This is a genomic window from Hydrogenimonas thermophila (genome assembly GCF_900115615.1).
Taxonomy (GTDB): Bacteria; Campylobacterota; Campylobacteria; order Campylobacterales; family Hydrogenimonadaceae; genus Hydrogenimonas; species Hydrogenimonas thermophila.
In genome coordinates, this window is the sequence record NZ_FOXB01000043.1 from 1 (window position 1) to 19,975 (window position 19,975).

General features: G+C 33.5%; 24 protein-coding genes. 17 read left to right on the forward strand and 7 right to left on the reverse strand.

Annotated features, from left to right (window positions below; translation table 11 throughout):
* Positions 1-258, forward strand: a 258-nt coding sequence (locus BM227_RS10605; protein WP_143089736.1) for a transposase, incomplete at its 5' end; no start/stop codon positions are given.
* A gap of 7 nt (positions 259-265) precedes the next feature.
* On the opposite strand, the gene BM227_RS10610 is transcribed toward BM227_RS10605, so the two are convergent.
* Entirely contained in the window at positions 266-454 is a 189-nt protein-coding gene (locus BM227_RS10610) for a hypothetical protein (protein ID WP_092913742.1), read from the reverse strand.
* A gap of 155 nt (positions 455-609) precedes the next feature.
* Complete coding sequence (locus tag BM227_RS10615; RefSeq protein ID WP_092913744.1) at positions 610-861, reverse strand: hypothetical protein; 252 nt, start codon at positions 859-861, stop codon at positions 610-612.
* 139 nt (positions 862-1,000) lie between these two features.
* Between BM227_RS10615 and BM227_RS10620 the strand changes: the two genes are divergently transcribed.
* From BM227_RS10620 to BM227_RS10685, 14 genes are all read left to right on the forward strand, one after another.
* Positions 1,001-2,314, forward strand: a complete 1,314-nt coding sequence (locus BM227_RS10620) for an AAA family ATPase (protein WP_092913745.1) — start codon at positions 1,001-1,003, stop codon at positions 2,312-2,314.
* A 3-nt stretch (positions 2,315-2,317) separates the two neighbouring features.
* Complete coding sequence (locus BM227_RS10625) at positions 2,318-2,983, forward strand: HNH endonuclease (protein ID WP_092913747.1); 666 nt, start codon at positions 2,318-2,320, stop codon at positions 2,981-2,983.
* Positions 2,984-2,993: 10 nt separating this feature from the next.
* Entirely contained in the window at positions 2,994-3,176 is a 183-nt protein-coding gene (locus BM227_RS10630; RefSeq protein ID WP_092913749.1) for a hypothetical protein, read from the forward strand.
* Positions 3,166-3,699: an ABC-three component system protein gene (locus tag BM227_RS10635; protein ID WP_092913751.1), complete on the forward strand. Its 534-nt coding sequence runs from the start codon at positions 3,166-3,168 to the stop codon at positions 3,697-3,699. Before BM227_RS10630 ends, BM227_RS10635 begins: the two co-directional genes overlap by 11 nt.
* Positions 3,700-3,767: 68 nt before the next feature.
* Positions 3,768-3,929, forward strand: coding sequence for an ABC-three component system middle component 6 (locus BM227_RS13385; protein WP_425431727.1), 162 nt, complete (start codon positions 3,768-3,770; stop codon positions 3,927-3,929).
* Positions 3,908-5,620: an AAA family ATPase gene (locus BM227_RS10645; RefSeq protein ID WP_143089737.1), complete on the forward strand. Its 1,713-nt coding sequence runs from the start codon at positions 3,908-3,910 to the stop codon at positions 5,618-5,620. The genes BM227_RS13385 and BM227_RS10645 overlap by 22 nt, the downstream gene beginning before the upstream one ends.
* A gap of 339 nt (positions 5,621-5,959) precedes the next feature.
* Positions 5,960-6,244: a hypothetical protein gene (locus BM227_RS10650; protein ID WP_245757058.1), complete on the forward strand. Its 285-nt coding sequence runs from the start codon at positions 5,960-5,962 to the stop codon at positions 6,242-6,244.
* Positions 6,241-6,456 carry a hypothetical protein gene (locus tag BM227_RS10655; protein ID WP_092913756.1) on the forward strand — a complete coding sequence of 72 codons (216 nt, stop codon included), beginning with the start codon at positions 6,241-6,243 and terminating at the stop codon, positions 6,454-6,456. Before BM227_RS10650 ends, BM227_RS10655 begins: the two co-directional genes overlap by 4 nt.
* Entirely contained in the window at positions 6,456-6,875 is a 420-nt protein-coding gene (locus BM227_RS10660) for a type II secretion system protein (protein WP_092913758.1), read from the forward strand. The genes BM227_RS10655 and BM227_RS10660 overlap by 1 nt, the downstream gene beginning before the upstream one ends.
* An 8-nt stretch (positions 6,876-6,883) precedes the next feature.
* The gene (locus BM227_RS10665) at positions 6,884-8,722 is read left to right on the forward strand and encodes a primosomal protein N' (RefSeq protein ID WP_092913780.1); all 1,839 of its coding nucleotides are present in this window, start codon (positions 6,884-6,886) and stop codon (positions 8,720-8,722) included.
* Between the two features lie 49 nt (positions 8,723-8,771).
* The gene (locus BM227_RS10670) at positions 8,772-9,323 is read left to right on the forward strand and encodes a Uma2 family endonuclease (protein ID WP_245757059.1); all 552 of its coding nucleotides are present in this window, start codon (positions 8,772-8,774) and stop codon (positions 9,321-9,323) included.
* Positions 9,316-10,377 (forward strand): flavodoxin-dependent (E)-4-hydroxy-3-methylbut-2-enyl-diphosphate synthase, encoded by a 1,062-nt coding sequence (gene ispG, locus BM227_RS10675; RefSeq protein ID WP_092913760.1) that lies wholly within the window; start codon positions 9,316-9,318, stop codon positions 10,375-10,377. The genes BM227_RS10670 and ispG overlap by 8 nt, the downstream gene beginning before the upstream one ends.
* 3 nt (positions 10,378-10,380) lie before the next feature.
* A complete protein-coding gene (gene dnaB, locus BM227_RS10680; RefSeq protein WP_092913761.1) occupies positions 10,381-12,840 on the forward strand; it encodes a replicative DNA helicase in 2,460 nt (819 codons plus the stop codon).
* Positions 12,782-14,098, forward strand: a complete 1,317-nt coding sequence (locus BM227_RS10685; protein ID WP_092913764.1) for a ComEC/Rec2 family competence protein — start codon at positions 12,782-12,784, stop codon at positions 14,096-14,098. The genes dnaB and BM227_RS10685 overlap by 59 nt, the downstream gene beginning before the upstream one ends.
* On the opposite strand, the gene BM227_RS10690 is transcribed toward BM227_RS10685, so the two are convergent.
* From BM227_RS10690 to BM227_RS13235, 3 genes are read right to left on the reverse strand one after another with little or no spacing between them, the layout of a single operon-like run.
* Entirely contained in the window at positions 14,003-14,866 is an 864-nt protein-coding gene (locus BM227_RS10690) for a YihY family inner membrane protein (RefSeq protein ID WP_092913767.1), read from the reverse strand. The genes BM227_RS10685 and BM227_RS10690 overlap by 96 nt on opposite strands.
* Positions 14,859-15,881 (reverse strand): agmatine deiminase family protein, encoded by a 1,023-nt coding sequence (locus tag BM227_RS10695; protein WP_092913769.1) that lies wholly within the window; start codon positions 15,879-15,881, stop codon positions 14,859-14,861. Before BM227_RS10695 ends, BM227_RS10690 begins: the two co-directional genes overlap by 8 nt.
* On the reverse strand, positions 15,856-15,984 hold the full coding sequence (locus tag BM227_RS13235) for a hypothetical protein (protein WP_281244324.1): 129 nt from the start codon (positions 15,982-15,984) through the stop codon (positions 15,856-15,858). The genes BM227_RS10695 and BM227_RS13235 overlap by 26 nt, the downstream gene beginning before the upstream one ends.
* A 32-nt stretch (positions 15,985-16,016) precedes the next feature.
* On the opposite strand from BM227_RS13235, the gene BM227_RS10700 reads away from it, so the two are divergent.
* Together BM227_RS10700 and BM227_RS10705 are read left to right on the forward strand one after the other, a co-directional pair.
* A complete protein-coding gene (locus tag BM227_RS10700) occupies positions 16,017-17,027 on the forward strand; it encodes an alanine racemase (protein ID WP_092913771.1) in 1,011 nt (336 codons plus the stop codon).
* Positions 17,024-17,875, forward strand: a complete 852-nt coding sequence (locus BM227_RS10705; protein WP_092913773.1) for an alpha/beta hydrolase — start codon at positions 17,024-17,026, stop codon at positions 17,873-17,875. The genes BM227_RS10700 and BM227_RS10705 overlap by 4 nt, the downstream gene beginning before the upstream one ends.
* On the opposite strand, the gene BM227_RS10710 is transcribed toward BM227_RS10705, so the two are convergent.
* Together BM227_RS10710 and htpX are read right to left on the reverse strand one after the other, a co-directional pair.
* Positions 17,870-18,775 carry an anthranilate phosphoribosyltransferase gene (locus BM227_RS10710; RefSeq protein WP_092913775.1) on the reverse strand — a complete coding sequence of 302 codons (906 nt, stop codon included), beginning with the start codon at positions 18,773-18,775 and terminating at the stop codon, positions 17,870-17,872. The genes BM227_RS10705 and BM227_RS10710 overlap by 6 nt on opposite strands.
* The gene (htpX, locus tag BM227_RS10715) at positions 18,772-19,635 is read right to left on the reverse strand and encodes a zinc metalloprotease HtpX (RefSeq protein WP_092913777.1); all 864 of its coding nucleotides are present in this window, start codon (positions 19,633-19,635) and stop codon (positions 18,772-18,774) included. The genes BM227_RS10710 and htpX overlap by 4 nt, the downstream gene beginning before the upstream one ends.
* Positions 19,636-19,975: the final 340 nt, after the last annotated feature.

Sequence of the window (19,975 nt, forward strand, 5' to 3'; positions counted from 1 at the left end):
AACTACTTCAAATATCCAGCAGATATAAGACGCATTATCTATACAACCAATATTATTGAATCTGTACATAGACAGTTCAGAAAATTAACTAAAACTAAAGGAGCATTCCCAAATGAAAATTCACTTTTAAAACTACTCTATATGGGAATTCAGAACGCACAGAAAAAGTGGACAATGCCGATGCGTAACTGGAGTCTGACACTTTCACAACTGGCTATATTTTTCGAAGGTAGGCTCGAAGAAGCCCTTGAACTATGATATAATCTTAGGAACTATTGGATGTTGACACAAAATTCTGAACGGTCTCATGATTTACTTCTTGTATCCATAAATCATCTATGGATTTATTTGTAGGGTTAAGACTATTTAATAGGTTATCAATAATTTTAGTTTTTAAATCTATAGGTAAAGTATCTATTTCATCAAAAAGTTGCTGTTGTTTTAAAGCTACCATTTTGTTCTCCAAATTTTAGATTTATGTCCTATTTTACCAAAATTTTTTTGGTTCTCTTATTTCACCTTTTTTAAGTCTCCCTCTCTTTTTTGGTTTAGATTGAACTTCTTTTTAAACTTTTACAGGTTTCTCTCTCAATGGTATTTTTGTAGAATCTATAGCATTATAAAAAAATATTTTCTCGATAAAATTCTCAAAGTTCTATCGATATGCAGTCTATCTATCAATTCTCTTGTTGTTTGAATATTATAAACACTCTTTGCTATAAATGCTCTTGCAATCTGTTCTCTATCTTTAGGAGTAAACTCATCTATCTTCAAACTCTCTTTTAGCTCTGGAAATAATGTATTCTCAAGATTTGTAATTTTAAGCCACATCTTTGATAATGTTGATATAATTTTGGACATAAGCTGAATCTCTAGATGGAAGAGATAAGGAAGTTGCTAAAACAATAGGGGGAGTTGTTATTGATGCTTATTTTCTAATATTGATAGCAATTTTAAGATAATGGAAAAGTTTATAAAACAATTGCCATAGGAAAATTAGATGACTAATTTTAATATAAAAAATATAAAAATACAAAATTATAAAAAATACTCAGATTTAGAATTAATTTTTTCAAATAGAGCAAATTTAATTATAGGAGAAAACGGAACAGGAAAAACTTCTATATTAGATGCTTTAGCTACTTTGCTTGGTGGTTATATTCAAGCATTTAAAAATATTGGTACTGGAGATAGGCACTCTATAGCTAAAAAAGATATTAAAATAGATATTCAAGATATAGATGATAATATTGTGGTAAAATATAAACTACCTGTGATAATTAGTGGTAATTTAGATGTGAATAAGAATGATATTTTTATAGAAAGAATGAGACGACAAGTTAAAAATGATACAAAAACACATCTTTTGAAAACTATTAATAAAAGTTTGATTGATTATATAACCGAAATAGAAAATAATTTGGATGATATTACTTTACCTATTATTTCATATCATGGAACTGGTAGATTATGGGAACAAGAATATAAAAAAACTTCAAAGATGGAGAAGCTTACAAGGTTTGATGGATATAAAGATTGTCTAAATGCTAAGTCAAATTATCGTAATTTTATAGCTTGGTTTGAGAAACAAGAAAGAAATGCTTTTAATTTAAGAAAAGAGATACCAATTTTAGAAGCTGTAAGAGAATGTGTAAAAAGTTTTATATCACAAGTATCTAAACAAGAAGTAGAATTATTTATATATAGAGAAGGGGATTTGGAGATAAAATTTAAAGATACAGAAAAAAGAGAAAGAATCTCAAGTTTAAGTGATGGATATAGAAACCTTATCGGGATAGTATCAGATATAGCATATAGAATGGCTATTTTAAATCCACACTTAGGTAAAGATGTAGTTTCAAAAACTCCTGGAGTAGTTTTGGTAGATGAGATAGATTTACACCTTCATCCAAAATGGCAAAGAGAAGTTGTATCTCTTTTTAAAAATACTTTCCCAAAAGTTCAGTTTATTTTTTCATCCCATTCTCCATTTGTAATACAATCAATGCAAAAAAATGAGATAATAAAACTTAGTGAAAATAATCAATTACTTGGAACAGACGCTACATTATTGAGCATAGAAGATATTAGTGAAAAGATACAAGATATAGAATTACCACAAATTAGTAAAAGAAAATCAGAAATGTTGAAAGTAGCGGATAAATATTTGGATTTGTTAGAGAAATTAGAAAATAAAAGTGATAATGAAGAGTTAGAAAATATAAAAAAAGAGTTAGATAAATTGATAGAACCATTTGAGGATAATATGGCATATGTGGCATTTTTGCGAAGAAAAAGATTATTAAGAGAGTGATAAATGAGACCTGTAAATAAAGGATTAGCACCTCAAACATATGCAAGCTATTTACAAGCAAAAGATGACTTACGAGATGCTATTGGGAGTTATTGCTCTTACTGTGAATTGAATATATCAAATGGAATGGATATAGAACATGTTTCACCAAAAAGTAAAAATCCTACTTTAGAGAATGACTGGGATAATCTTCTTGTAGCTTGTAAAATATGTAATAGAAATAAATCAAATAATAATGATAATCGTGATGGATATATTTTCCCAGATACTCATAATACAGCTTATGCTTTTAGATATACTAAAACAAAAGTATTGGTAAATAATGAGTTAAGTGAAGACGAAAAAGTTTTAGCTAAAAATACCATTGATTTAGTAAAATTAAATAGAGAAAAAGATTCTAAAAATAGAAAAGATGACAGATATGTTCAAAGGTTAATAGAGTGGGGTAAAGCAGAAGAGAGTTTAAAAGATTATTTAAAAAATCATTCTCAAGAGATGATAAATCAAATAGCAAGAAGCCATACACATTTTATATCTAGTTGGTTAGAAGTTTTTAAAGATTATCCAGAAGTCAAAAAAGCACTTTTAGAAAGTGTCGTTGGAACTGATTTTACATGTTATGATAATAGTTTTGATGCAGTGAAAAGTTTGAAAAAAATAAAAATATAGGGATAAAATAATGCACGAAATAGTTACAAGTGATTTGTTTTTGTTCTTAACAGGAATATGCAGTGTACTTGGACTTGGATTGTCTATTTTTGCTGTAAATAAAGTTATAGAGATAGATAACAGTATGAAGATAAACTCTCAAAATATTACAGCTACAAATAATTCTAAAGCAGCTGGTAGAGATGTTCGATAAAAATCAAAATTTAAATGCTACAAATAATTCAAAAGTAGCTGGTAGAGATTTGATTGATAATTCTACTAATTATTTTATAGAAACAACAAAACATGAATCTACTATTGCTAATGTTTTGACGGGATTTTTAGATATTATTACTGATGTAAAATATGAAAAACCAGATACAAATGAATATACAATAGAAGATAAGATAGATTATAACAAGTTAAAAAAATATAAAGATTTTTTTGATGATTATATGGAAAATTATAATTTAGTTAGACATAAAATTATGATAATACTAGAAGATGAGCCATCTTTTGAAAATAAATTGATTTTTCATATAAAAAACAAGTTTATACGTTGGTATGATACAAAAATAGATCCTGATGAGATTTTATCGAATATAATCGATGATTTAGAGCAAGAGTTAAAAGAGTATTCAAATTTGAGTTTAGAAGATGTCAGTGGTGTACAATATGTAGTTTTTTATGTATTTGCAAGGTGCAAAATATTTGAAAAACCAAAGAAGGATATATAAACTTGATAGTTACAGAGAGATATCCTCAAAAAAGTTTATATTACTTAGGTGGGGAGTTGATAGAGTTTTTGAATAAAAATAATATCAAGTATTCGCTTTTTGAGCTATATGAGCATTTTAAAAAATACCAAAAGATTGAATTAAAAAAATTTATTTTGTTATTAGATTGGCTATATTTAATAGATATGATAAAAATTACAGATGATGGGTGCATAGTAAAATGTTCTTAAAAAGATTAGAAATAGTAGATAATACATTGCAAAAAAGAAGAGTAGTAGATTTTAATGAAAGTGGTTTAAACTTAATTGTTGGAATAGGTGATCAAAATAAGACTACAAATGACATAGGAAAAACTACTCTTATTAGAGTTCTTGATTTTTGTTTTGATGGGAAGATAGAACAATTATATACAGATAAAGAGTTTAAAGAATCTATAAATGAAGATATATACGATTTTTTAAAGACTAAACAACCTGTTTTTAAACTTTTTTTAGAAGATAGAAGTACAGGTTTTAACTATGAGATAAAAAGAGTTGTTACATATAAAAAAGATAGATTAAAAGTAGAAAATCAAATATTATTTAATGGTCAAAAAAGAGAAGGTGATTTTAATGCAGAGTTAAAAAAGATACTGTTTAATAATATTAGTAAAAAGCCATCTCTTAGGCAACTCATACCAAAATTTATACGAAAAGATGAAAATCAGATCAATAATGTCTTAAAATACCTTCATCCTGCAACATCAAATAGTGAGTATGAAAAGATACATCTGTTTTTGTTTGGATTTAAAGCAAAAAAGCTTTTGCAAGAAAAAAGTGAGTTAGAAAGAGAGTTAAAAAGAAACAAAAAAGATAAATCTATTTTGGGAAAAAGATTTAATATAATTGACTTAAAACAAATATTAGAAATTATTAATAAAGATTTAGAAGAATTGTATAAACAAAGAGATGAATTTCAATTGGATGAAAAGTATGAGTTAGAAGAGGAGCAGTTGAAAAATATTCAGTTAAAATTGATAGAGATAGAAAAAATTATAACCAATTTAAATTTACAAAAAAGTTTAACAAAAAAACAATTAGAAGAGTTGGAAAAAGATAGGTTTTTACAAGATACTCAATTGATAAAATTACTTTATGATGAGGCTAAGTTCTATATAGATAAACTTCATAAAAGTTTTGATGAAGTTGTAACATTTCATAATAAGATGATTGAAAATGAAAAGATATATATGAAAAATAGACTAGATAATATTGAGGAAAATTTATTAGATCTTACAAAACAAAGAGGTGGATTACAAAAAGAGTATTCAAATCTAATGAAAAAACTCTCAAAAACAGGCTCATTAGCTGAATTTACTAAACTTAATGAACAAATAGAAAAATTAGCAGAGCAAAAAGGTCAAAATGAGAAATTGCTAGAAGAGTTAGAAAAAATTGAAATAAACATAAAACATACAGAAGAAAGATTATCAAAAATAAAAGATGAAATCAATACAAATTTAGAAGATTTTAATAATAAATTATCTTTATTTAATAAATATTTTAGTAAGTATTCTAAAATATTATATGATGTAGAGTTTTTTATCTCTTATGATTTAGAAGAAGATCCAATAAAATTTTATATCAAAAATGCTGGAGGAAATGAAGGAAGTGGTAAAAAACAAGCTATAATAACAGCTTTTGATTTGGCATATATCGATTTTATCAATGAACTGCATATAAATTTCCCACATTTTGTAGCTCATGATAAGGTGGAATTGATAGATATAAACAAATTAGAAAAGTTATTTGAAATTGCAAATAATATTTCAGGTCAGTTTATAGTGCCTATAATATATGATAAGATAGAATCTATTTATGACAAATATAAGGGCAATGTTATACTAGAGTTATCTGAAGAAAATAAGTTTTTTGGGGTTTAAATTTTTGAGTATGCGAAATTTTCAATAAAAGACAATATTTACCCCAAAAGCCAAGACAAAATTTGAAATTTTTTAATGAATTTAGCTTAAATTGTAGGTGATTTTTGCTAATTTGCAAGTGGCTCTAATTATTTCATAATGCAAATAATAAAAAGAACTTGTAAGTATAATGATGATTTTGCTATTGATTTATTTGAACAGAAATATTGTGTTAAGGTTTATATAAAATTTTGCCGGATTGGGCTAAAGCCCATATGTTAAATACAAACTTACTGTGATTTTTTTTTAGAATTTTTAGGTTATAATATCTGCGTTTAATTTTATATTAGGAGTTGGGTTATGAATGAAGAAGTACAAGAGAATATTGAAAATAGAAATGAAAATGCAGAAAATGGAAAAAAAGGTTCTGTCGTTGAGCTTCTTTCTAAAAAAATAGATGAAGTTTTAGCTCGCATCAAAGCTGTAGAAGAAGAGAATAACAACCTTAGAAATGAAATTGTTGCACTAAAAGCACAGAATGAAGCAAAAGATGCACAAATAGCTAAATTGGATGAAGAGTTGATGATGAAAGACCTTGAAATTGAAGAGGTTATAGGCAAGATAGAGACAATGCTTAGCGAATGAAAAGAGTCTCGATTGTAATTGGCGGTAAACGCTATACTATTACACTAGAAGAGCCATTTGCCGATTTAGTTGAAAAAGAGTTAGAAGAGATATTTGATATGGGCAAAAACAATGATACAAAACTGCTTTTGCAAGCTTTTCTTTCAAAACAGATAGAGTGTTTGGAGTTAGAGCAAAAGATAAATGAACTTATAAATAAACTATCAGTTTAATGAGTATTAAGAATCAAAAGAGAGCTTTTACTTTAATAGAACTGATTTTTGTGATTGTAATATTGGGTATTTTGGCAAGTGTAGCAATTCCAAATTTTTCAGGAACGGTTGATAATGCATATGTTGCCAAAGCCCAAGCAAAAGTAGATACTGTAAGAAGTGGATTGCAAAATTATCGCTCTACCTCAATTTTAAAAGGTAATGGGGCTACATATCCTTCATCTTTAGACAAAGACGGCAAGCTTTTTGCTGTTGTTGCAGAAGGTGAAGATAACAGTACAGAAGTTGGCAAGTGGAGTGCCGACGGAAATATTTATACATATCATACCAGAGATGAAAATATTGTCTTTGAATATAATGCTACTACAGGTACCTTTGAGTGCAAATCTCCAGAGAGTTTATGTAATAGGTTTGAGTAATATTGTCAGTGAAATATTATGAAATAGCCCTTTTGGGTAAAAAACTCTTCTCTCTAACGTACAGTTATGAAGATTCTTTAAACTTTGGCTCCATAGTTAATGTACCACTTCAAAAGAGAAAAGTTAAAGGTGTAGTACTTCGTGAAGTAGAAAAACCGGACTTTTCAGTTGTTGACATAGAAAATGTAGAGTCTCTCTACTATCAAGAGTGGCAGTTGGAGTTAGCTTCATTTATATCTACCTATTACAGATGCCAGATTGGTGAAGCTTTGCAGTTAATGGTGCCTTATTCACACGACTATCCTAAAGCAGATAAAACTGCACATACTGCAAGCGACATTGTTCTTTCACCCAGCCAGGAAACGGCTTTTAAAGATTTGCTAAGCAGAGACTCTTCACTACTTTTTGCTCCTACAGGAAGCGGAAAAACAGAGATTTATATAAAGCTTTTTGACAAGGTTTTAAATGAAGGCGGCTCTGCTCTTTTTTTAATGCCTGAGATTAGCCTGACTCCACAGATGCAAAAGAGACTGGAAGCCTATTTTGGTGAAAAGGTAGCTATCTGGCATTCAAAACTTACTAAATCAAAACGTCAAAGTGTACTTGAGTCAATTAGAAATGGAACTGTTTCTATTGTAGCTGGTCCTCGCTCAAGCTTGTTTTTGCCAATGCAAAATTTAAAACTTATAGTTGTAGATGAAGAGCACGATGACAGCTATAAAGCACATAATAGACCAAGGTATCATGCCAGGGATTTAGCTCTTTGGATAGGAAAACAAAGCAAAGTTCGTATTGTACTTGGAAGTGCAACTCCAAGCGCTACAAGTTTTGCCAAATTTCCTATTGTTCGAATAACAGAACCATACATAAAAACAAAAAAACGTTATATATTTGAGGGAGGAAGTTGTTCATTAACTTCAAATATGTTGGAAGAGATTGAGCGTCACCACAGTAATGGCGGTCAGGTAATCATATTTCTTCCTACAAGAGCAAATTTTAAGTATCTATATTGTGATAACTGCTCATATAGTGTAATGTGTCCATTTTGTTCTGTTGGTATGAGTCTGCATAGATTCCGTAAAGTGGTGCAGTGTCACTATTGTGGTTATGCTGAAAAGATTCCATCATCTTGCCCAAAGTGCGGTTCAATTATTCGCAGTGACAGAATTGGTACGGCTGAAGTTGTTGAACAGTTGCGTGAACATTTTTCAGATATGAATATAGAGCAGTTTGATAAAGATACGATTACAACTGCTTCAAAGCTTCAAAAAGCATTAAATAAATTTGCCAAAAAAGAGACTGACATACTCGTTGGAACACAAATGTTGGCTAAAGGACACGACTACTCTGATGTTACTTTAGCCATTATTTTAGGACTAGATTACATTTTGGCATTGCCGGATTTTCGAGCCAGAGAGAGGGCACAGTCACTCTTTGTTCAGATCGCCGGACGTGCTGGCAGAGCTCGTGAAGCTACAGTGATTGTTCAGACAAATCAGCCATACTTTTTTAAAGAGTATATTGGAAAGTATGAGAAATTTTTGCAAGAGGAGTTAGTGTACAGGGAAGGCTTGTATCCGCCTTCAATGTATCTTTGCCGTTTGCTCTTTGCATCTAAAAATGAGGCAAAGGCGAAGGCAGAGGTTGACCGTATAAAGAGCAAGATAGAGAAGTTTGGATTAGTAGAGATTGTTGGAGCAGGTAAGGCACCCATAGAGAAGATAGCAGGTAAATTTCGATTCAATATTTTACTAAGAAGTTCCAAGCGTGCTGATCTGATGCGTGTTGTCAAAGCTGTTGATGATGGTAGTTTTGAGGTAGATATGGATCCGGTAGATTTTGCTTGAGTTGTAGTATAATAGTATAAATCTAAGTGAAGATATAAAAGGATAGATTTTGACAAACTTGGCATATACAGAGCATTACACTTATGATGATTATGTAAAGTGGGAAGGGGATTGGGAGCTGATATTTGGAACAGCTTTTGCGATGGCTCCGGCACCTGTAAAAAAGCATCAAAATCTAAATGTAAAAATTACTACTCAATTAGAAGAGTATTTTGAAGAGTGTAGTAGATGTGAAGTTTTGATTGAAGAGGATTATAAAATAAGTGATGATACTGTCTTAAGACCTGATATTGCAGTGGTTTGTGATGATTTGAATGAAACCTATATCTCAAAAGCTCCAGAGATTGTTGTGGAGATTTTAAGTCCTTCTACAGCAAGAAGAGATGAAAAAGTAAAGTTTGATCTATATGAGTTTGAAAAGGTAAAATATTATATATTAGTCTATCCAGATGATCTAAAAGCAAAAGTTTTCAAGCATAATGGAGATAGGTTCATAAAAGAGGGTGATTTTTTTGATGAGGTCTATGAGTTTAAGGATTTAAAGTGCAAAGCAAAGATAGATTTTAATAGAGTATTTAGGAAGTATAGAAAAAATGATTAAGAGATACCCAACTAAAAAGATTTATGTAGGAAATGTAGCTGTCGGTGGTGATGCACCAATATCGGTGCAGTCTATGACCTATTCACGTACTGCAGATGTTGCTGCTACTGTGGAGCAGATTAACCGTCTTCATTTTGCTGGAGCAGACATCGTTCGTGTGGCAGTGCCTGATTATGAAGATGCTGAGGCACTTAAAGAGATACGTGCACAAACCTCTTTGCCACTGGTGGCAGATATACATTTTAACTATCGTTTGGCATTGATTGCTGCTGAGAGTGTTGACTGTATTCGTATAAACCCTGGAAATATTGGTGAAAAATCTCGTGTCAAAGAGGTTGTAAAAGCTTGTCAAGAGAGAAATATTCCGATTAGAATCGGCGTTAATTGCGGAAGTTTGGAAAAAGAGTTTGAAGATAAGTATGGTCAAACAGCCAAAGGGATGGTAGAGTCGGCTCTTTATAACATCAAATTTTTAGAAGATCTAGGCTTTACAGATATCAAAGTTTCACTAAAAGCTAGTGATGTTGAACGAACGGTTGAAGCCTATAGAACCCTTAGACCTCTAGTTGATTATCCATTTCATTTAGGGGTTACAGAAGCTGGTACTGTATTTCACGCAACAATCAAGAGTGCCATAGGTTTAGGAACTTTACTGCTTGAAGGAATAGGAGATACACTTCGAGTCTCAATTACTGGTGAACTTGAAAAAGAGATTGAAGTAGGGCGTGCTATTCTTAAAGATAGTGGAGCTGCAAAAGAGGGGCTTAACATTATCTCCTGTCCTACCTGTGGGCGTATAGAAGCTGACCTTGTAAAAGCAGTAGCAGAAGTAGAAGAGAAAACCAAACATATAAAAACACCGTTAAATGTATCTGTAATGGGATGCGTAGTCAATGCCATCGGTGAAGCAAAAAGTGCAGATGTGGCAATAGCTTACGGCAAAGGAAGCGGTCTTGTGATGGTTAAAGGTGAAGTAGTTGCAAAACTGCCTGAAGATAAGCTGGTTGACCGCTTTTTACAAGAGGTAGAAAATATGGCTAAAGAAATGGAGTAATCAGTGGAAGAACATCTCTATAACTTAAATATTGAGCGTGCAGTTTTAAGTACAATCATATTTGATCCTGTGCAGTATGAAGAGATTGCCGCACAGCTGAAACCAGAAGATTTTTACCATCCTTTTCATCAGCACCTTTTTATGGCTATGGAGGAACTCTTTAGAAGTGATCAGCCTATTGATGAAGAGTTTCTTAGAGAAAAACTGACTCAAAAGAATCAATTTGATGAGGTTGCTTTTTTAGATATTTTAAGTGCCAATCCACTCTCAAATACCAATGCTTACATAAAAGAGATCAAGGCAAAAGCACAAAAACGAGCACTTGTTACGTTAGCAACAGAGATTAAAAAACTGACGATTGAAGATGATTTGCCTGCTGTTGATGTAATGGATGCAGTAGAACAAAAGCTTTATGCCATCACTTCTGAAAGCTCTACACAGGATTTCCGTGAAAGCCGAGAGATGGCACTTAGTACGCTTGAACATATTAAAAAGATGAAAGAGCGTGGCAACTCGATGCTAATTGGTGTCGATACAGGCTTTAAAGATCTTAACCGTATGACATCAGGATTTGGAGAAGGTGACCTTGTAATTGTTGCGGCGAGGCCAGCAATGGGAAAATGTCTTGGTAAAGGGACTAGAGTTTTGATGTATGACGGAACATTGAAGAAAGTTGAAGATATTAAGGTTGGCGACCTTCTTATGGGTGATGATTCAACACCAAGACGTGTTCTTTCATTGGCTCGTGGGCGTGAAATGATGTATTGGGTCAGGCAAAACAAAGGAATTGACTATCGTGTCAATGAAAGTCATATTCTCTCTTTAAAGCGAAGCAGAACAGAAGGTAAACATAAACATGGTGATGTACTAAATATCTCTGTACGGGACTATTTGCAAAAAAGTGACAAGTTTAAGTCAAACTATAAAGGGTATAAGGTTGCTGTTGATTTTCCTGAAAAAGAGGTCTCTATAGATCCCTATTTTCTTGGTATTTGGCTTGGTGATGGACGAAGTAGTGATGTGCGCATTGCAACAGAAGATGATGAAGTAGTTGATTATCTCAAAGCCTATGCCGCCAAGCTTGGTTTGATCTTACATCTTTATGAAGCAGCAGGAAAATGTCCTATGTATGGCATTACAAATGGTCATGCTGTTGATCCAAATGGCTCTTTCTCTTTACAGAAACTACTTAGAGAATTAGGATTGCTTGATGAAAAGAGAATACCGCATATTTATCTTGCCAACAGTGAAAAGGTTCGACTTGAGCTCTTGGCTGGATTGATTGATAGTGACGGTTATTATGATGATAAGCATCATGTAATTGAGATTACACAAAAACGTAAAGCATTAGCAGAAGATATTAAGTTTTTAGCTGATACATTGGGGTTTAGAACTTCACTGATTGCAAAAAAGGCACAGATTAAAGAGCGTGGTTATGAGAGTGAAGTTTATCGAGTAAGAATTGTCGGTGATCTTGAACGTATACCAATAAAGGTAGAGCGTAAAAAGCCACGTTTAAGAAAAGCTAAGCGGGATGTTACCCATACAGGCATAAGGATAGAGCCTGATTGTGTTGATGACTATTATGGTTTTACAATTGATGGTAATCATCTATTTTTACTTGAAGATATGACAGTAACACACAATACAGCTTTTACACTCAATATGGCTTTGAAAGCATTGGAAAATGGGGATGGTGTAGCATTCTTCTCTCTGGAAATGCCAGCAGAACAACTGGTGCTTAGGATGCTTAGTGCTAAAACCTCGATTGCTTTGCAAGATTTAAGAGTAGGTAATCTTAGAGATGAAGAGTGGACGAGGCTTTCAGAAGCAGTTGATTGGTTAAGTAACCAGAAACTTTTTGTTGATGATGAAGGTACACTAAACATTCATCAAGTACGTGCAAAACTTAGAAAACTAAAATCTCACCATCCAGAGATTAAAATAGCTATAATCGACTACTTGCAGTTAATGAGCAGTGGAAGCAATAAAGATAGGCATCAAGAGGTTAGTGAAATTTCACGTGGTCTAAAAATGCTTGCAAGGGAGCTTCAAATTCCTATTGTGGCACTCTCTCAGCTTAACCGTTCACTTGAATCTCGTGCAGATAAAAGACCAATGCTTGCAGACCTTCGTGAATCTGGAGCGATTGAGCAGGATGCCGACATTATTCTTTTTGTTTATCGTGATGATGTTTACCGTATTCGTGAAGAGAAAGAGAAAGAGATGAAGGCACGTGCCGAGGGAAAAGAGTATAAGTCTACTTTCCACGAAAAAGAGGAAGAAGATGCCGAAATCATCATTGGTAAACAGCGTAACGGACCTACTGGAATTGTTGAGTTGAAGTTCCAAAAACGCTTTACACGCTTTGTCGATGCTGGGCAAGTTCCAGTAGAGGTTGTTTATGAACAGTCCAACATCGATACCGGCGGCGAAACTAAAATTGAGCTTCCGCCTATCTAAACCGCTTCTCATTGAGGGGCGGAAAGAGTGGATATTTCTAATCTTCTCTGCCCTTGTTATACTCATTTTTTCAATATCTTACCGCTACTATGAATACACTAAATTTACTTCACAAAAAAAGATCTATCTAAATGCAGATGTCCTTTTGCACTACTCAAAACACAAAGGCTCAAAACATTACGATGTTTTAAAACTGCAAACTCAGGATGGAATGGTCTTTTACACAACAGCTAAAAATAGAGACGATAACCTTAGAGGTAAAATGGTTCGTTTAGTCCTTTTCCCTTCGCGACTAAAGTTTAAAGATTTTTTGACTATTCCTTATATACCATCTTACATATTGCGTGTTTTAGAGAGCAAAACAGCTAGAATGAAACTGTTTGAAGAGATTAAAAAGCAACATACAGATCCTTGGATCAATGAGTTTTATGGTGCACTTTTTCTGGCTTTACCCATATCTAAATCTCTTAGAAAAGCAGTGACTAGGCTTGGTATAAACCATCTTTTGGCTCTTAGCGGTTTTCATATGGGATTTTTATGGCTGATTGTATATTTTTCTCTATCTGTTATCTATAAGCCACTTCAACAACGATTTTTCCCTTATAGACACAGGTTGTTGGATTTGGGATTAGTTACAATTTTACTACTTGGTGCATATTTACTGTTCGTGGGTACACCACCATCTTTGCTAAGAGCTTATGTTATGGTCGTAGTTGGATGGCTTGCTTTGCTTGCCGGCATAGAGTTACTCTCATTTACATTTTTAGCTGTTTGTGTCATATGGCTGATTGCACTATTTCCGGGGTTGTTTTTTTCTATAGGTTTTTGGCTTTCAGTTAGTGGAGTATTTTACATATATCTTTTTTTACACTACACAAAGAGTTGGTCAAAATGGGCAATATTTATAGTTCTAAATTTTTGGACATATTTAATGATGTTGCCTATAGTTCATACATTTTTTGGTCTCTTCTCTCTATATCAACTATCTTCTATTGCCTTGACTTTAGCTTTCTCAATATTTTATCCATTAACTATAATAATGCATATTCTGGGCATTGGAGGGTGGTTTGAAGGATTGATTTTAAATCTCTTCTCTTTACCAAAACCGAAAAGTGAAGTTTATGTTTTAACTCCATTATGGTTTCTTTCAGGTTTTATCATCTTATCTCTTTTTGCTGTCAGATGGCGTAAGGTACTCTATATTCAAATTATTGTCGCTTTTGTCTGGTTTATCTTCCTTATTCAAAAGGTAACATAACTTTTGTCCATAAAGAAATATGATCCACGATAGGTAGATCCATAAAAAGAAAAAGAGCAGGGTACTAAATGAACCATATACAGTTGCATATGTTTTATTGCTGAGTGTGTATTGGATAAAGAGATTTTTCCCAAGGTACCAGATAAGTGAAGCAAAAAATGATGAGATGAATGCTGCTTTTAGTTTTATTATAACCGTAGTAGAAATTTTATAGGTAACAAAAAAGAGCATCCAAATAATTAAATATGGAAATATTGACAGAAAATCTATTTTGCTTGTATAAGTAGTGGCATTAAGAAGCTGTTGGATTTTTACCGATAGGTAGATTGAAGCTGCAAGAGCCATAGGACCTAATGTAATGAGTGTCCAGTATGTAGTCAGTGCATTCCAAAAACCTTTCTGTTTAGTCTTAAAAATTTTACTAACAATATATTCATAGTTTTGAAAGAACATAATAGAGGCAAATAGTATAAAGATAAAACCTATAATACCAAGTTTAGAAGTATTGGCAAGAAAAGTATCTATATAACTTGCTACTGTATCTTGTGAAGCTGGCATGATATTAGAGAAGATAAATGCTTTAATCTTTTCATACTGTTCACTGAAGTTTGGCAAACGTACAATAATAGAAAAACTGATTAAAAGCAGTGGAATAAGCGTAAAGATAGTATAAAAGCTCAGGCTCGCAGCATAATAAGTTATGTCTGGATCGTAAAACTCTTTTAGTTTACGAAAGCCAAAGCGAGCCGTTTGTAAAAATTTATTCATTGCAAAAGTCTTGCTGATATTTTGGTATCTGCATTGTTACACAGTGAAGGCTACCGCCTTGTTCTATAAGTTTTAAACAGTTAATTGGAATTATCTCTCTTTTTGGAAAAAGCTCTTTAAAAAGTTCTGTTACCTCTTTATCTTTTTCATCTTCATAAACAGGCAGCAGTACTGAATGGTTGGTAATCAGAAAGTTGGCATATGTAGCCGGTAGTCTATTTCCATCTTTATATTTTGGGCTAGGCAATGGCAGTGGAACTAGACGATAAGGTTTTCCATCAATAGTGCGAAAACTTTTTAACTGCTCTTCCATTCTTTTAAGTTCATCATAATGAGAATCTTTTGGAGCATCACAGGCAACATAAGCTATTGTCTCTTCATCTACAAAACGAGCCAGTGTATCTATATGTGCATCGGTATCGTCACCTTCAAGTTCACCGTAATCAAGCCATAAAATATGTTTTAAGCAGAGTTTCTCTTTTAAAAACTCTTCTATTTGCTCTTTTTTTAGTCCTGGATTGCGGTTAATATTCAAGAGACATTTTGAAGTAGTTAACAGTGTACCTTTACCATCACTTTCAATAGAACCACCCTCTAAGACAAAGTCTATCTTTTCATAGTCGCCATACAGGTAACCTTTTTTAACTAATTGTTCAGTCACTGCATTATCTAATGCACTTTCAAACTTATCTCCCCAAGCATTGAATTTGAAGTCTAGAAACTTTCTTTTACCGTCAACATATACGGTAATAGGACCAAAGTCTCTTGCCCAGGTATCATTGGTTGGAAGTTCTACAAAAGTTATGTTTCTAACATCACAAAAGAGTTCTTTGGTAGCTTCTGCATTATCACAGACGATGATAACCGGTTGATTGTAGGCAATAGAGCTTGCAATGCGTACAAATGGAGTTAATGCCCCTTTAAGATCATATGCCCAGTCTGTATCTTTATGTGGAAATGCCAGTAAAACGGCATCTTGTTTTGTCCACTCAGTCGGGAAGTTGCACTTTGTCATCTTCTTTATCCTTTACTACACGAATGCTTTTATATACCATAACACCTACAAATATAGCTGTTAAAGTCATTCCTATAATCTTGATCCACGCAATATAGTCCATTCTTTTATACCTTTTTAGGTAAAATCTCTTTTATGTCACTTATAAAAATATCACGTAAAAATTTTGTTTACAATATTAACCAAATCGTACAAAAAACACAATCAATAGAGAAGTTAGCACTTGTACTTAAAGACAATGCTTACGGTCACGGTCTATCTTTAATGGCAAGCTTGGCTGCTGATGTTGGAGTAAAGCACGCAGTTGTAAGAAATCTACAAGAAGCCAAAGCAATTGTGGATCTTTTTGAAACAGTGCTTGTACTTTCAGACATTCCAAAAACTGCTCCTGTCAAAAAAATTCGCATAGTAGTAAATGACCTTAACTGCATAGCTAAAATTCCTAAAGGAACTTATGTAGAGTTAAAAGTAGATACAGGAATGCATCGTAACGGAGTCTTACCTTCAGAGTTTCAAAAAGCAGTTGAGGAAATTGAAAAGCATAGTTTAAATCTTGTAGGTATTATGACTCACTTTAGAAGTGCAGATGAGATGGGAAGTGAATTTTTTTGGCAGCGTAAAGAGTTTGATCGCATAAAAGAGTTAGCACAAAAGTTAGATATTAAGGGTGTTAGGTGGCACAGTTGCAACTCTGCAGCACTATTTCGTGTAAGTGAGTTTGATGAAGATATAGCCCGTGTTGGTATAGCAGCTTTTGGCTGTCTTGAAATGCCAAAACCTTTTAATTTACCAAAGCTTAAACCAGTTATGTCTTTATGGGCTGATCGCATTTCAACAAGAGAGCTTAGAGCAATGCAAAGAGTAGGTTACGCAGGGGCTGGATGTCTTAAAAGTAAAGGTGTAGTTTCAACTTACGATATAGGTTACGGTGATGGTTGGCTAAGAGGCTCATCAAGCAAGCCTTATATTTTACCTAACGGCAAAAAGATATTGGGGCGTGTATCAATGGATGCAATCTCAGTTGAAACAGCTGAAGAGCAAATTTTGATTTTTGATAATGCAATAGAGGCAGCAAAGCAGTTTGACACAATTGCTTATGATATCTTAGTTAAGTTAAGCCCTGCAATTAGACGGATAGTTGTATGAAATTATTGCTTTTACTCTTTTTACTTTTTATACTTCTTTATCCTTTTTGGGTGGTTCATAAGCAGACACTAGGTTTTAATGAAAAGATTGAAAAGAGACCTTCAGATTGGCCTGCAGAATATGAAGATATATATTACAAAACATATGATGGTATTTTATTGAAAGGGTGGTGGATTCCAGCAAAAAGCAATAAAGCAGTACTCCTTTTGCACGGTAACGGCGGAAGTAGAAATGGTTTTCATAGTGGTGTTTTTGAGCTTGGAAAAATCTACCACAACAGAGGCTTTAATGTAATGTTGGTAGATCTTCGTGCTCATGGCGAAAGTAGCGGAAAGCGTGTATATTTTGGTGTTAAAGAGCATAAAGATATGCTTAGCTGGTTAAACACTGTTGATCCAAAAGGCAAGTATAATTGGTATTTGCATGGCTTTTCTATGGGAGCAGCAACTGTACTGATGATGGTAGAGAGTGAGCCTGAAAGATTTGTAAAAGTTGTTGCAGATGCTCCATGGATTGACTTTGAAGCATTGGTTAAACAAGAGCTTTGGAAACGTGCGCATTTGCCTTCATTTGCATATAGTTATGTAAAGTGGATTGCAGAAACATTTTTTGATCAAGATTTTGTATTTGCAGATAATAGAGATAGATGCAAGAAGTTGTGTAAAAAAGAGATACTCTATATCTTTGAATCAAATGACTCGCTTCTTTCTGATTATCATTATAGATTACTTAAGAGTATTTGTCCATCTGCAGAGATTAAAATCTTTGATGGTGTAGCACATGTGGATGCCTTTAAACAGCATCCAGACAGATATGTGCAGGTATTGACAGAGCAGAGGAGTTTATAGAGAATTAAGCATCTCCCATCCACTTTCAATGGAAGGGGCTTTCTCTTTTGCATATAGCCATACAGCAGCGTTGAGTTTTGCTATTTGCATTAACTCCAATGAAGGGTTTGATACCATCTTCAGTATCTCATCTTTACTGAAAGATTCAGATGATTTTTTATAATCAATGCCAAAATTAGCAGGGTCAATGGTGATCTCTTCTATATTATTTGACTCACATACCCAGATATTGCATTTTCCAAAAATTTCAGGAGTTCCTTTGTCGCCTTTAATAATCACAAGTCTTTTATACCGATCTCCAAAAATCTCAAAATACTTTTTCACATACGGCTTATGAAAAACTCCTATTAGGGCTGTATTGCAGTTTGCAACATTTGGTAATCTTTCAAGCGTGTTTAATCCAGTACGAAGTCCAAGTTTTTGGCGCAGAGGTGTTAAGTCATCAAGTGCTTTGCAGTACTCTTTACGATCAAAATATTTAAGATTTTTGGGTTTTGGCAGTGAAGTGAAAATATCTTTTACAGTTGCACCACCTTTTGATGACTTTATGTCGCTGCCATTTACTACTACTTCAATTCCGTATGGTTCAACCAAAGGTGCTGCAATAGAGAATATATAAGGGTTATTAGCTTTTCCATCAAATGGATAACCAATTTCTATACCATCTGAAACACTCTCTTTTTTAGTATATTTATCAAGTACTGCAAGTGCGGCACGGTACTCATCTATTGTTTCAGGCTTAAGTCGCCAACCGAGCAAAAAAGCGGTAACCTGTTCAGGTTCAGCTATACCGCTTAAAATCTGCTCCATTGCATCACGCATCTCTTCAGCAGTTAAATCTCGGTTATGTTTTGGTCCAGTTCCTACACACTTGATATATTTTATAAATTTTTCACTCATCTATACATCATCTCTCGTTTAATCTCTTCTAAACGCTCAATACGTTGTTCTGTAGTAGGGTGTGTTCTAAAAAGGCTGGCAAAGCTGATATCTTTACCCGTAAAAGGGTTTACTATAAACATATGAGCAGTTTCAGGTGTTGCTTCCGGTAAAAGCCCTTGTGCATTGTAGTTATCAAGTTTAATCAGTGCACTTTGCAACCACTCTGGATGTCCTGTAATTCTTGCCGCACCTTCATCTGCCATAAACTCTCGGCTTCTGCTTACAGCCATTTGAATAATTCCCGCAGCAATTGGCAAGATTATAGAGAGAAGAATCATTATGATTGGATTTGGAGTATTCTCTTCTTCTCTGCCGCCTCCGAAAAATGCACCAAATTGCATAATATTTGCAATCCAGGCAATTGCACCGGCAATTGTAGCCGCGATTGTACCTATGAGAATGTCATAGTGGCGTACATGGCTAAGTTCGTGTGCCAGTACTGCTTCGATCTCATCTTCATCAAGTAGATCTAAAAGACCTTCTGTAACAGCTACTGCTGCGTGGCTTGGATTTCGTCCTGTTGCAAATGCATTTGGAATTGGTTCAGGAACTATATATACTTTTGGCATAGGTATACCTGCTTTGTTTGCCAAACGATGAACAATTTCTATAAGTCCAGGTGCACTATGTTCATCTACCTCTACAGCATTATACTGTGCTAAAACAAGCTTATCGGAATAGAAATAAGAGAAAAAGTTCATAACTGCTGCAATTAAAAGAGCGATCAGCATTCCGTCAACACCACCGAAAATACCGCCAACCCATACCATTAGCAGAGTCATTAATGTTAAAAGAACAATGGTTTTAATTGATTCCATATTTTGTCCTCCTATAATACATTTATAACTTCTCATCACTCAAAAGAGGATGAAAAAGTTATAAAAGTTGTGTTAGCATAAAGACAGTTGTGTTAGCTGCTTTTTGCAATTCACAGTCAATGGCACAAATTAAAGATCTGTTTGTCCTTGTCAGAAGATGACCCAACAAAGCCTATCTAATTTGGGCTAGCTAACTCACCTATGAAACGCTATTGGAGAGCTTATGTTCTACCGTTCTATAGAGTTAGGAGGCTGTGAGCACAACCCAAATATCAAGCAATCAAGAAGGAGTTATGTTTTATGTACTATGTTGGCATAGATATTGCAAAGAAAAGTCATG

Bases quoted from the DNA above. Each gene is read 5' to 3' on its own strand.
- BM227_RS10610 (WP_092913742.1), bottom strand. From the start codon at position 454: ATGGTAGCTTTAAAACAACAGCAACTTTTTGATGAAATAGATACTTTA.
- BM227_RS10650 (WP_245757058.1), top strand. From the start codon at position 5,960: ATGAATGAAGAAGTACAAGAGAATATTGAAAATAGAAATGAAAATGCA.
- BM227_RS10690 (WP_092913767.1), bottom strand. From the start codon at position 14,866: ATGAATAAATTTTTACAAACGGCTCGCTTTGGCTTTCGTAAACTAAAA.
- BM227_RS10625 (WP_092913747.1), top strand. From the start codon at position 2,318: ATGAGACCTGTAAATAAAGGATTAGCACCTCAAACATATGCAAGCTAT.
- BM227_RS10700 (WP_092913771.1), top strand. From the start codon at position 16,017: ATGTCACTTATAAAAATATCACGTAAAAATTTTGTTTACAATATTAAC.
- BM227_RS10615 (WP_092913744.1), bottom strand. From the start codon at position 861: ATGTCCAAAATTATATCAACATTATCAAAGATGTGGCTTAAAATTACA.
- BM227_RS10655 (WP_092913756.1), top strand. From the start codon at position 6,241: ATGAAAAGAGTCTCGATTGTAATTGGCGGTAAACGCTATACTATTACA.
- BM227_RS10685 (WP_092913764.1), top strand. From the start codon at position 12,782: ATGAACAGTCCAACATCGATACCGGCGGCGAAACTAAAATTGAGCTTC.
- BM227_RS10695 (WP_092913769.1), bottom strand. From the start codon at position 15,881: ATGACAAAGTGCAACTTCCCGACTGAGTGGACAAAACAAGATGCCGTT.
- BM227_RS10620 (WP_092913745.1), top strand. From the start codon at position 1,001: ATGACTAATTTTAATATAAAAAATATAAAAATACAAAATTATAAAAAA.
- ispG (WP_092913760.1), top strand. From the start codon at position 9,316: ATGATTAAGAGATACCCAACTAAAAAGATTTATGTAGGAAATGTAGCT.
- BM227_RS10705 (WP_092913773.1), top strand. From the start codon at position 17,024: ATGAAATTATTGCTTTTACTCTTTTTACTTTTTATACTTCTTTATCCT.
- BM227_RS10660 (WP_092913758.1), top strand. From the start codon at position 6,456: ATGAGTATTAAGAATCAAAAGAGAGCTTTTACTTTAATAGAACTGATT.
- BM227_RS13235 (WP_281244324.1), bottom strand. From the start codon at position 15,984: ATGGACTATATTGCGTGGATCAAGATTATAGGAATGACTTTAACAGCT.
- BM227_RS10710 (WP_092913775.1), bottom strand. From the start codon at position 18,775: ATGAGTGAAAAATTTATAAAATATATCAAGTGTGTAGGAACTGGACCA.
- htpX (WP_092913777.1), bottom strand. From the start codon at position 19,635: ATGGAATCAATTAAAACCATTGTTCTTTTAACATTAATGACTCTGCTA.
- BM227_RS10630 (WP_092913749.1), top strand. From the start codon at position 2,994: ATGCACGAAATAGTTACAAGTGATTTGTTTTTGTTCTTAACAGGAATA.
- BM227_RS10635 (WP_092913751.1), top strand. From the start codon at position 3,166: ATGTTCGATAAAAATCAAAATTTAAATGCTACAAATAATTCAAAAGTA.